Below are 11,937 nucleotides of genomic sequence, written 5' to 3' on the forward strand. Positions count from 1 at the left end.
GTTGCGCACGCCGTCTAGGCGGCGGCTGCTTCGCGAACCTGTTCGGTCGCCGCGTCCAGAAAGGCCTGGGCGAGGTCCGGGTCGTTGACAACGCGCGATAGTGTCAGCGCACCGACCATCGTCGAGAGAATGGCCATAGCCTTTCCATGGGACTCCTCATCATTGGCCTCGGCAATGAAACGGCCGAGGATTTCGAGATGCTCCTTGATCCCGGCTTCGAACGACGCTTTCACGTCGCTGCCCTGTCTGGCGGCATCCGAACCGAGCGCCACGATCGGGCAGCCGTCCATCTTTTCTCCGCGATGGTCCATACTGAGGTAGAACGCGATCACCGCGCCAAGCGGATCCTCGGATTTTGCCGCAGTCGCGGCCGACCACCGGAGGGTGGCGCTCTCCATCGCCCGCCTGGACGCCTGCGCCGCCAGATCGTCCTTGGATGCGAACTGCTTGTAAAACGCGCCCTGGGTCAGCCCGGCAGCCTGCATCAGGTCCTTAAGGCCGATGCCGTCAAAGCCGCGCTCCCGGAAAAGCCGGCTTGCCACATTGATCACGGTTTCGCGGTTTTCCGCCGCCTGAATGCGACTCACACGCATCGTCATCTCCTAAATTAGCTTGCGTTCGACATCTATAGCAGGTATAGAGTGCGAACGCAATCCAATTCGGCTGCGCACGGGTGCCCACGACACGCCATCGAAAATTTGGAGGAGAGGTCAAATGCTTTACAGTTATTTTGTCGAGAAATCGATCCGGGAGAGCTTCGACCACGTCAACAAACATCGCTGGGATCAGGCGGTGAAAGCACTCGTGCCGCATGTCCATCACCGCGTTTCCGGCGCCCACGCGCTTGGTGGTGAGCGCCACGACAAAGAAGCCGTGCGCCGCTGGTTTGAGCGCCTCGGCCGCGTCCTGCCCAATCTCCATCTCACGGTCAACCACATCTGGGTGAAGGGCTGGCCGTGGCATACCACCGTGTTCGCCCAGTGGGACGGCACCGCAACGCTGCTCAACGGCGACGCGTCGTACGTCAACCGTGGTCTCCACGTGTTCACCCTACGGTGGGGCAGAGTCTATGCACTTGAGGAATTTTACGATTCACAAGCAGCGGCCCGCGGTCTTGCCGCCCAAGCGGCAACTGGCCTCGAAGAAGCTGTCGCCGAACCAATTGTAGGCTAGCAGAAGCGCAGTCAGCGGTCCGCAGCGTAGCCGCGGGTACGCCAGCTCGTGGCCATGCCGGCCATCGCCCGCAGACGACCCCATCAGCACGCTCTCGGCGGCCGCTTGCAGGAACCGCTTCGACAGTCATTGACGGTCCGCGAGACCACGGGTGGCGCTTTCCATCGCCCGCCTGGACGCCTGCGCCGCCAGGTCGTGCTAGGATGCGAACTGCTTGTAAAACGCGCCCTGGGTGAGCCCGGGCCTCCATCAAAATCCTTAAGGCCGATGCCGTGAAAGCCGCGCTCCCGAAAAAGCCGGCCTGCCGCATTGATCGCCGTTTCGCGGTTTTCTGCAGCGCCTCCCACGCATCATCAATTTTTTCATTTTTTAGATTGCATTCGTAATCTAACTCAGTATAGAGTTCGAACGAAATCTAAAAAGAAGGAGATACGAGATGATCCGCAAAACCCTGAGCGCCTCGGTTTTGGCCGCGCTGTTTCTTGCCGCCCCGGCATTTGCCGAGGAAGCCACCATAGGACGCCCGATCGAAGCCGGCAGCCTGCACGAGGGACACCTCGACATGGTCGTCTATTACGTCCCGGCCGAAGGCGACCTCGTGGAGGTTACCGCCACCTTCGCGCCGAAGATCGGCGGCGATCCGCAGCGCGTCGTCATGGGCCTCGCCGACGGCGACTCCGTGGCCTTTTCGATGCCGGGCCACCGCGGCCCGCTCTACGCGTTCTCGCGGTCCGGCGACGAGGTGACGGTGTCGTCCGAGACCGACATGCGCGCCGATGCCAATGCACTGACCCGCTTTGCAGACGGCAGCCTGCGTGCTGCTGGCCGAGGGCTCGCGTCCGTGGGGCCGATGTAGAGGTCAAATCTACTTTGACAGGCGACGGACGGCTGTCGTTTGTCTGAAGCGTTTGCCGTGGGCCGCGCGCCCTAACTCGCGCGACCTCTAGTATTCGGTTCTTCGTGCGGATAGAGCTTGCCGAACAGCGGCAGGTACTTCGCGCCCTTGCGCATCAGGAAGTCGTGGAACGTCGCCATGGCCGGCGAGATCGCGTGATCGCTGCGCATCACCGAAAACCATTGCCGGCGGATCGGCATGCCGACAACGTCGAGGATGACCAGCCGCCCGGCTTCGGTTTCCGCAGCAATGGTGTGGGCAGAGATGAAGGCGATGCCGAGCCCGGCCATCACCGCCTGCTTGATCGTCTCGTTCGAGCCCATCTCGACGCCGAGATCGTCGATGCGGCCGGGCACGTCGCTCAGGAATATTTCCAGCGAGATGCGCGTGCCGGAGCCGGGCTCGCGAATGAGGAAATGTTCCTCGGCGATCCGCTCCTTGGATATCTCGCGTGCCGACGCCAACGGGTGGTCGGGCGGCGCGATAATGACCAGCGGGTGATCGCCGAAGACCGAGGCACGCACCGGGACTTCCTTGGCCGGGCGTCCCATCAGCGCGATATCGATGTCGTGGTTCTTCAGACTGTCGATCGTTTCGGCACGGTTGCCGATGGCAAGCCGCATGTCGATGTCGGGATGTTCCTTCATGAAGCCGGCCATCAGCCGCGGCGCGAAATATTTGGCGGTGGAAACGACGCCGAGCCGCAAGCTGCCGATGCGCACGCCCTTGATCGCGTCCATCTTGTCTTCGAGCAGACGAAGCCGCTCCTCGATGGCCTGCGCCGTTTCGACGAAGGCCAGACCTGCGGCAGTGGGACGCATGCCGTCCGACGTCCGGTCGAACAAGGCCAGTTGGAACTCCTCCTCGACCTGCCGCAACTGGATCGTCAGCGCTGGAGGAGACAAGCCTAACGCCTTGGCCGCGCTAATAATTTTTCCATGGCTGATGATGGCCTGGACGGTCTTGAATTGCTTGAGCGTGAGGTTTCTCATGCGCCATACTAAATTTTTTTTAGCGCGAAAGTAAAGTTATTGAATTTTACTTATCCCGTTCCGTTTGTTCTCATTCCCCTATCCGGCCGATCCGAGGAGAGGCGGCTGGATCGGGAGGTTACGATGCCAGCGGCAACGCTCGACGCTTTTCTGAATTCCTATCTCGGCCCGCCAGACGAACTGCGCTCTGCGGTCGTCGCGACCGTCCGCCAGCTGACGCAGGCCGCCACCAAGATCCGCAACACCATCAATCAGGGGGTGCTCGGCACCGCCTTTGCCGGGTCCCGCGGCGCCAATGCCGATGGCGACATCCAGAAGGATCTCGACATCTTCGCCGACGACATCTTCCTCGACGCCATGCGCCACGCTCCGGTCGCGCTCTACGCCTCCGAGGAACTGGAGCAGCCGGTCCTGCTCGACAGGCAGGCGCCTCTCGCCATCGCCATCGACCCGCTCGATGGTTCTTCCAACATCGACACCAACGTGTCGATTGGAACGATTTTCTCGCTCCTCCCTGCAACTGGCGCGCCGGACGAAAATCCGGCCGCCTCTTTTTTGCAGGCAGGCGTGAACCAGCTGGGTGCCGGTTTCTTCATCTACGGGCCGCAGCTGGCGCTGGTTCTGTCGCTCGGCAGCGGTACACATGTCTTCGTTCTCTCGACCAGGCTCGGCACCTTCGTCCAGGCCTACGAGAGCCGGATCATCCCGCAGCGCACCCAGGAGTTCGCCATCAACGCCGCCAACTACCGGCATTGGGACGAGGCGGTGCGGCTCTACATCGACGACTGCCTCGAAGGCACCGAGGGCCCACGAGAGAAGGAGTTCAACATGCGCTGGATCGCTTCCCTGGTCGCCGACTGCTATCGCATACTGATGCGCGGCGGCGTATTCCTGTATCCAGGCGACAAGCGCAAGGGTTACCGCCAGGGACGACTGCGCCTCGTCTACGAGGCCAACCCGATCGCCTACCTCATCGAACAGGCCGCCGGCGCCGCTACCGATACGATCACCCGCATCCTCGAAATCGAACCCGAGAGCCTGCACCAGCGCGTCCCCGTGGTGTTCGGATCGGCGCGGGAAGTCGCGCGCATCACCCGCTACCACACCGAGCCCAGCGCCATCGGCGAGCGTGCGCCGCTGTTCAGCCGCCGCGGCCTGTTCAGGGCCTGAGCACCATGTCGGCAAAGCACCCCATCATCACCATCACCGGGTCGTCGGGCGCGGGCACCACCTCGGTCAAGCGCATCTTCGATCTGATCTTCCGGCGCGAGAATATCGAGGCCGCCTTCATCGAAGGCGACGCTTTCCATCGCTACGACCGCGCCACGATGAAGGTGAAGGTGGCCGAGCAGGAGAAGGCCGGCAATCCGAACTTCACCCACTTCAATGCCGAGGCCAACGAACTCGCAATCCTCGAAGAGGTGTTTGAGGAATATGGCCGCCGCGGAACCGGAAAGACCCGCACCTACATCCATGACGAGGACGAGGAGAAGCAGTACGGCACGCCGCCGGGACAATTTACCGAATGGCGCGAATTCCCGCCGAGCGACCTGCTCTTCTACGAGGGCCTGCATGGCTGCGTCGTCACCGACAAGATCAACCTGGCCAGGCACGCTGACCTCAAGATCGGCGTGGTGCCGGTCATAAATCTCGAATGGATCCAGAAGATCCATCGCGACCGGGCAACGCGCGGCTATTCCACCGAGGCGGTGATGGACGTGATCCTGCGGCGCATGCCGGACTATGTCCGCTACATCGTCCCGCAGTTCTCGCAGACCGCCATCAACTTCCAGCGCGTGCCGATCGTCGACACGTCCAACCCGTTCATCGCGCGCTGGATCCCTACGCCCGACGAATCGATGCTGGTGATCCGCTTCGCCAATCCCCGCGGCATCGATTTCCCCTACCTGCTTTCGATGATCCACGACTCGTTCATGTCGCGGCCGAATTCCATAGTGGTGCCAGGCAACAAGCTCGATCTTGCCATGCAACTGATCCTGACGCCGCTCATCCTGCAATTGATCGAACGCAAGAACCGTGTGTCGTGAGGAGGACGCCATGAACAGCCAAGCAGCAGTATTGAAACCTGTCGCCGCCGTCTCGGAGCGCGACATGGCGAACGCCATTCGCGCACTGGCGATGGACAGCGTCCAAAAGGCCAATTCCGGTCATCCCGGCATGCCGATGGGCATGGCCGATGTCGCGACGGTGCTGTTCAGCCGCTTCATCAATATCGATCCATCGGCGCCTAACTGGCCCGATCGCGACCGCTTCGTGCTTTCGGCCGGGCACGGCTCGATGCTGCAATATGCGCTGCATTACCTGCTCGGCTACCAAGACATGCCGATCGAGGAATTGCAGCGGTTTCGCCAGCTGGGCAGCCGCACCGCCGGACATCCCGAATATGGCCATGCGCTTGGCATCGAGACGACCACCGGCCCGCTTGGACAAGGCATTTCGACCGCCGTCGGCATGGCGCTGGCCGAGCGGATGCTTGCCGCCCGCCACGGCTCCGATCTCGTCGACCATTTCACCTATGTGATCGCCGGCGACGGCTGCCTGCAGGAAGGCATCAGCCACGAGGCGATCGACCTTGCCGGTCACCTGAAGCTCTCCCGGCTGATCGTCTTCTGGGACGACAATGCGATCTCGATCGACGGACCGACGTCGCTGTCGACGTCGATGGACCAGCCGGCCCGGTTCAAAGCCGCTGGATGGCACGTCCAATCGGTGGACGGCCACGATATTGAAGCCGTCGCGGCGGCAATCGAAGCAGCACAGCAGTCAGATCGGCCGTCGCTGATCGCCTGCCGCACGGTGATCGGCAAGGGCGCGCCCAATCTGGGCGGTTCGGAGAAAACGCATGGCGCGCCGCTGGGCGATGCAGAGATCGCCGCGACGCGCGAAAACATCGGCTGGGCCCACGCGCCGTTCGAGGTGCCGGACGACAGCCTTTTCGCCTGGCGCGAAATTGCCGAGCGCGGGCAAGCAGCACGGCACGCCTGGGAGCAGCGGCTTGCCGCCTCGCCGCAGCGCCAGGCCTTCGAGAGCGCGGTCGCCGGCACCCTGCCCGCCGCGGTCTTCGAAGCGCTCCACGCTTTCGGCAAGGAGCATGTCGAGAAGGCGACCAAGGTCGCAACGCGAAAAGCCTCCGAAATGGCGCTGGGTGCAATCAACGCCGCAACCGAGCTGACCGTCGGCGGCTCCGCAGATCTGACGCACTCGAACCTGACGATCACCAAGGGCATGGACCGCATAGCGCCGGATGACTATGCCGGCCGTTACATTCACTACGGCATCCGCGAGCACGGCATGGCCGCGGCCATGAACGGCATAGCGCTGCATGGCGGCTTCGTGCCTTATGGCGGCACGTTCCTGTGCTTTGCCGACTATGCGCGCGGCGCGATGCGGCTCTCGGCGCTCATGGGCCAGCGTGTCATCTATGTGATGACGCATGATTCCATCGGTCTCGGCGAGGACGGCCCGACCCACCAGCCGATCGAGCACCTGGCGATGCTGCGGGCGACGCCGAATCTCAACGTCTTCCGTCCGGCCGACATCATCGAAACGGCGGAGTGCTGGGAATTGGCGCTGAAGAGCAAGAACCGGCCGAGCGTGCTGGTGCTCTCGCGCCAGAACCTGCCGATGCTGCGCCAAGCACACGGCAACGGGCCACACAGCGACGAACCACACAGCAACGAGAACCGGTCGAGCCAGGGCGCCTACGTCCTGCGCGAGCCAGCCGAGCACCGCGCCGTGACGCTGATCGCCACCGGCTCGGAGGTCGAGATTGCCGTTGCCGCCGCCGAACGGCTGGAAACCGAGCACGGCATCGCCGCCGCGGTCGTCTCGATGCCGTGCTGGGAGCTTTTTGAGGAACAGGACGCCGGCACCCGCAAGGCCGTTCTCGGCTCGGCACCGCGCATTGCGGTCGAAGCCGCAGCACGGCTCGGCTGGGACCGCTGGATCGGCGATACCGGCGCTTTCGTTGGCATGGCCGGTTTCGGGGCCAGCGCCCCTGCCCCGGATCTCTACCGGCACTTCGACATCACGCCCGAAGCCGTCGCCGCAGCGGCGCTGAAGCTCATCATCTAGCCCAACTTCTGCAGCTAAGAGGACCCGACAATGGCCCGCATCACCCTTCGCCAGCTTCTCGACCATGCCGCCGAGCATGGTTACGGCGTGCCGGCATTCAACATCAACAACATGGAACAGGGCCTTGCCATCATGGAGGCGGCCAAGGCCTGTGAAGCGCCGGTCATCATCCAGGCTTCGCGCGGCGCCCGCTCCTATGCCAACGACATCATGCTGGCCAAGATGATGGAGGCGTTGACCGAAATGCATCCGGCCATTCCGCTCTGCATCCATCAGGATCACGGCAACAACGAAGCCACCTGCCTTTCGGCGATCCGCCACGGCTTCACCTCGGTGATGATGGACGGCTCATTGATGGCGGACGCCAAGACGCCGGCGAGCTACGATTACAACGTCGACATCACCGAACGTGTCGCACGCATGGCGCATTGGGTCGGCGCTTCCGTTGAAGGCGAGCTCGGCGTACTCGGCTCACTGGAAACCGGCCAGGGCGAGGCCGAGGACGGGCATGGCGCCGAAGGTGCGCTTTCCCACGACCAGCTTTTGACCGATCCAGACCAGGCCGTCGACTTCGTCACCGCCACCCAGGTCGACGCGCTGGCGATCGCCTGCGGCACCTCGCACGGCGCCTACAAATTCAGCCGCAAGCCGGACGGCGGCATCTTGGCCATGCAGGTGATCGAGGCGATCCACGAAAAGCTGCCCAACACGCATCTGGTCATGCATGGCTCTTCCTCGGTGCCGCAGGAACTGCAGGACATCATCAACAAATATGGCGGCGAGATGCCCCAGACATTTGGTGTTCCGGTCGAAGAGATCGAGCGCGGCATCCGCTACGGCGTGCGTAAGGTCAACATCGACACCGATTGCCGCATGGCGATGGCCGGGCAGTTCCGCCGCGTCGCGACGGAAGACCCGCGCGAATTCGATCCGCGCAAATTCCTGAAACCCGCCATGGACGCCCTGCGCGACCTTTGCCGCGATCGCTTCGAACGCTTCGGCACCGCGGGCAACGCCTCGAAGATCAAGGTTATCGCCATGGACGAGATGGCGAAACGTTACGCCGCGGGAAAATTCGACCCGCAAATCGCAACCGCGAAAGCCGCCTGAGCGGCAAACAGGAGACCTGTCATGAACAAGATCGACATGCCGTCAGCGGGCACGCTCAAGGAAGGCAGCGAACGCTACAAGTCGGGCGTCATTCCCTACAAGAAAATGGGCTACTGGGAGCCGGACTACCGGCCCAAGGAGACGGACCTGATCGCCATGTTTCGGATCACGCCGCAGCCCGGCGTCGACCACGAGGAGGCGGCCGCCGCCATCGCCGGTGAATCCTCTACAGCGACATGGACCGTGGTGTGGACGGACAGACTGACCGCCTGCGAGCTCTACCGCGCCAAGGCGTTCAAATCCGAGCCCGTGCCGAACACAGGTCCCGGCACCAAGACCGAGCAGCAGTACTTCGCCTACATCGCCTACGACCTCGACCTGTTCGAGCCGGGCTCAATCGCCAACCTGACTGCATCGATCATCGGCAACGTGTTCGGCTTCAAGGCAGTCAAGGCCTTGCGGCTCGAGGACATGCGCATCCCGGTGGCTTACCTCAAAACTTTCCAGGGCCCGGCGACCGGCATCGTGGTGGAACGCGAGCGGCTCGACAAGTTCGGCCGGCCGCTGCTCGGCGCGACGACGAAGCCGAAGCTTGGCCTGTCAGGCCGCAACTACGGCCGCGTCGTCTACGAGGCGTTGAAGGGTGGCCTCGACTTCGTCAAGGACGACGAGAACATCAACTCGCAGCCCTTCATGCACTGGCGCGACCGCTTCCTCTACTGCATGGAGGCTGTGAACAAGGCGTCGGCCGCCACTGGCGAAGTCAAGGGCCATTATCTCAACGTCACCGCCGGCACGATGGAGGAGATGTACGAGCGCGCCGAATTCGCAAAACAGCTTGGCTCCTGCATCGTCATGATCGACCTCGTCATTGGCTACACGGCGATCCAGTCGATGGCCAAGTGGGCACGCCGCAACGACATGATCCTGCACCTGCACCGCGCCGGCAACTCGACCTATTCGCGCCAGAAGAACCACGGCATGAATTTTCGCGTCATCTGCAAATGGATGCGGATGGCCGGCGTCGATCACATCCATGCCGGCACGGTGGTCGGCAAGCTGGAAGGCGACCCGCTGATGATCAAGGGTTTTTATGACACGCTGCGCGAGGAGCGCACGCCGCAGAACCTCGAAACCGGGCTATTCTTCGATCAGGAGTGGGCCTCGCTCAACAAGGTGATGCCCGTCGCCTCGGGCGGCATCCATGCCGGCCAGATGCACCAGTTGATCCATTATCTCGGCGAGGACGTCATCCTGCAGTTCGGCGGCGGCACGATCGGCCACCCCGACGGCATCCAGGCCGGCGCGACGGCCAATCGTGTCGCGTTGGAGGCGATGATCCTCGCCCGCAATGAGGGCCGCGACTATCTGCGCGAAGGAACCCAAATCCTCGAACAGGCGGCCAGATGGTGCACGCCGCTGAAAGCGGCCCTGGAGACCTGGAAGGACGTCACCTTCAACTACGAATCGACCGACACGGCCGACTTCGTGCCAACCGCAACGCCCAGCTTCTAGACGAAAGGAAACCGTCGCCATGATGACCAATCCGGGAAACAAGGTCACGCAGGGACAGTTCTCGTTCCTGCCCGACCTGACCGATGAGCAGATTTCGGCGCAGATCAAATATGCGCTGAAAAACCACTGGGCGGTCAGCGTCGAGTACACGGACGATCCGCATCCGCGAAACACCTATTGGGAAATGTACGGCAACCCGATGTTCGACCTGAAGGACCCAGCGGGCATCCTGCTTGAAGTCAACAGCTGCCGGAAAGCCATGCCCAACATGTATGTCCGGGTCACCGCCTTCGATTCGACCAAGGGCTGGGAAGCGCCGCGCATGTCGTTCATCGTCAACCGGCCGCCCAACGAACCCGGGTTCCGGCTGCTGCGCCAGGAGCGCGACGGCCGCAGCCAGGGCTATTCGATCGTGCCTTATGCGACCGACAGGCCCGAAGGCGAGCGGAGCTAGCGAAACCATGCTGGACGCGATAGCAAAGGGCACTGCGCAGGACGAATCGGTTGATCTGCAGGCCGAGTTCGAGGCGTCCAACATCGACGAGGTGATGGACAAGCTCGACGGCGAGCTTGTTGGCCTGAAGCCGGTCAAGACCCGCATCCGCGAGATCGCGGCGCTGCTCCTAGTCGACCGGCTTCGCCGCAAGTTCGGCCTCATCTCGGGCGCGCCGACGCTGCACATGAACTTTACGGGAAACCCCGGTACCGGAAAGACCACCGTGGCGCTGAGGATGGCCGAAATCCTGCATCGTCTCGGCTATGTCCGCGAAGGCCACATGGTCGCGGTGACGCGAGACGATCTCGTCGGCCAGTATGTCGGTCACACCGCGCCCAAAACCCGCGAGGTGATCAAGCGAGCCATGGGCGGGGTGCTTTTCATCGACGAGGCCTACTATCTCTACAAGCCCGAGAACGAACGCGACTATGGCCAGGAATCGATCGAAATCCTGCTGCAATGCATGGAAAACAACCGTGACGATCTGGTTGTGATTCTTGCCGGCTACAAGAACAAGATGGACCGCTTCTTCGACAGCAATCCCGGCATGCGCTCGCGCATCGCCCATCACCTCGATTTTCCCGACTACGGCGTCGGCGAGCTCAAATCGATCGCCGAGATCATGCTGGCGGAACAGAATTACCGTCTCAGCGAGGCGGCGGCCAAAGCGCTCGAAGAGTATCTCCCGATCCGTATGCGGCTGCCGCATTTCTCCAACGCCCGCTCGGTCCGCAACGGGCTCGACCGGGCGCGGCTTCGCCAGGCCAACCGGCTTTTCGCGTCGCGCGACCGGGCGTTGACGAAAACCGATCTTATCACCATTGAGGAATCCGATATTCGCGGCAGCCGCGTGTTCGCGGAAGGCAAGCTCGAAGGCGAACCGGAGACGAAGGCGCGCTGACAAGATCACGCCGGTTGGTGTGCAGCGACCGGAAACGGAAAACAGAATGGGAGCCGACGACCATGGGTACTAAGACAATCATCGCGCCCTCGGTGCTTTCTGCGGACTTCTCACGGCTCGGCGACGAGGTCGAAGCAGTCGTCCGGGCGGGCGCCGACTGGATCCATCTCGACGTGATGGACGGCCATTTCGTGCCCAACATCACCTTCGGTCCGCCGGTGATCAAGGCGATCCGTGACCGAACGGACAAGATCTTCGACTGCCACCTGATGATCGCACCGGCCGACGCCTATCTCGCCGCCTTCGCCGATGCCGGCTGCGACATCATCACGGTGCATGCCGAGGCCGGGCCGCATCTTGATCGTTCGCTGCAGGCGATCAGGAATCTCGGCAAGAAAGCCGGCGTGTCGCTGAACCCGTCGACGCCGGAAAGCGTCATCGAATATGTGCTCGACCGGCTCGACCTGGTGCTTCTGATGACCGTCAATCCCGGGTTCGGCGGCCAGGCGTTCATTTCGGCGGTCGTCGACAAGGTCAGGCGGGTCAAGGCGCTGATCGGCCATCGCCCGATCGACATCGAGATCGACGGCGGCGTCACGCCCGAAACCGCGCCCCTGGTCACCGCGGCCGGCGCCAATGTGCTGGTCGCCGGCTCGGCCATTTTCAAGGGTGGCACCGAGGTTGCCTATCGCGCCAATATCGGCGCCATCAGACAGGCAGCCGACGGGGCGATCCGGAAAGCCGCGTAAACCGTCTCATC

General features: G+C 62.7%; 12 protein-coding genes and 1 pseudogene. 10 read left to right on the forward strand and 3 right to left on the reverse strand.

Annotation, left to right across the window (positions count from 1 at the left end; genetic code table 11):
* Window positions 1–14: 14 nt before the first annotated feature.
* Window positions 15–593: a TetR/AcrR family transcriptional regulator gene (locus tag NKH36_RS11380; RefSeq protein ID WP_352961902.1), complete on the reverse strand. Its 579-nt coding sequence runs from the start codon at window positions 591–593 to the stop codon at window positions 15–17.
* A 121-nt stretch (window positions 594–714) separates the two neighbouring features.
* On the opposite strand from NKH36_RS11380, the gene NKH36_RS11385 reads away from it, so the two are divergent.
* A complete protein-coding gene (locus NKH36_RS11385) occupies window positions 715–1,173 on the forward strand; it encodes a nuclear transport factor 2 family protein (protein ID WP_352961905.1) in 459 nt (152 codons plus the stop codon).
* Between the two features lie 201 nt (window positions 1,174–1,374).
* Here NKH36_RS11385 and NKH36_RS11390 read toward each other — a convergent pair.
* Window positions 1,375–1,520 (reverse strand): annotated as a pseudogene (locus NKH36_RS11390) (TetR/AcrR family transcriptional regulator); the annotation flags it as partial.
* 89 nt (window positions 1,521–1,609) lie between these two features.
* On the opposite strand from NKH36_RS11390, the gene NKH36_RS11395 reads away from it, so the two are divergent.
* Complete coding sequence (locus NKH36_RS11395) at window positions 1,610–2,029, forward strand: hypothetical protein (protein WP_352961908.1); 420 nt, start codon at window positions 1,610–1,612, stop codon at window positions 2,027–2,029.
* Window positions 2,030–2,100: 71 nt separating this feature from the next.
* Here NKH36_RS11395 and NKH36_RS11400 read toward each other — a convergent pair whose 3' ends face one another.
* Window positions 2,101–3,060: a LysR family transcriptional regulator gene (locus NKH36_RS11400; RefSeq protein WP_352961910.1), complete on the reverse strand. Its 960-nt coding sequence runs from the start codon at window positions 3,058–3,060 to the stop codon at window positions 2,101–2,103.
* Window positions 3,061–3,183: 123 nt separating this feature from the next.
* Between NKH36_RS11400 and NKH36_RS11405 the strand changes: the two genes are divergently transcribed.
* The 8 genes from NKH36_RS11405 (at window position 3,184) to rpe (ending at window position 11,926) form a co-directional block, all read left to right on the forward strand.
* Entirely contained in the window at window positions 3,184–4,230 is a 1,047-nt protein-coding gene (locus tag NKH36_RS11405) for a class 1 fructose-bisphosphatase (protein ID WP_352961913.1), read from the forward strand.
* A 5-nt stretch (window positions 4,231–4,235) separates the two neighbouring features.
* A complete protein-coding gene (locus NKH36_RS11410) occupies window positions 4,236–5,108 on the forward strand; it encodes a phosphoribulokinase (protein WP_352961916.1) in 873 nt (290 codons plus the stop codon).
* A 10-nt stretch (window positions 5,109–5,118) separates the two neighbouring features.
* Window positions 5,119–7,155, forward strand: a complete 2,037-nt coding sequence (gene tkt, locus NKH36_RS11415; RefSeq protein WP_352961919.1) for a transketolase — start codon at window positions 5,119–5,121, stop codon at window positions 7,153–7,155.
* Window positions 7,156–7,185: 30 nt separating this feature from the next.
* Entirely contained in the window at window positions 7,186–8,265 is a 1,080-nt protein-coding gene (gene fba / locus NKH36_RS11420; protein ID WP_352961922.1) for a class II fructose-bisphosphate aldolase, read from the forward strand.
* Window positions 8,266–8,286: 21 nt separating this feature from the next.
* The gene (locus tag NKH36_RS11425) at window positions 8,287–9,780 is read left to right on the forward strand and encodes a ribulose-bisphosphate carboxylase large subunit (RefSeq protein WP_502912015.1); all 1,494 of its coding nucleotides are present in this window, start codon (window positions 8,287–8,289) and stop codon (window positions 9,778–9,780) included.
* A 19-nt stretch (window positions 9,781–9,799) separates the two neighbouring features.
* The gene (locus tag NKH36_RS11430) at window positions 9,800–10,234 is read left to right on the forward strand and encodes a ribulose bisphosphate carboxylase small subunit (protein ID WP_065010919.1); all 435 of its coding nucleotides are present in this window, start codon (window positions 9,800–9,802) and stop codon (window positions 10,232–10,234) included.
* A gap of 7 nt (window positions 10,235–10,241) precedes the next feature.
* A complete protein-coding gene (cbbX, locus tag NKH36_RS11435; RefSeq protein ID WP_352961926.1) occupies window positions 10,242–11,177 on the forward strand; it encodes a CbbX protein in 936 nt (311 codons plus the stop codon).
* A 62-nt stretch (window positions 11,178–11,239) separates the two neighbouring features.
* Window positions 11,240–11,926, forward strand: a complete 687-nt coding sequence (rpe, locus tag NKH36_RS11440) for a ribulose-phosphate 3-epimerase (protein ID WP_352961928.1) — start codon at window positions 11,240–11,242, stop codon at window positions 11,924–11,926.
* Window positions 11,927–11,937: the final 11 nt, after the last annotated feature.

The sequence above is a fragment of the Mesorhizobium sp. M1312 genome, assembly GCF_040318115.1.
Classification (GTDB): Bacteria; Pseudomonadota; Alphaproteobacteria; order Rhizobiales; family Rhizobiaceae; genus Mesorhizobium.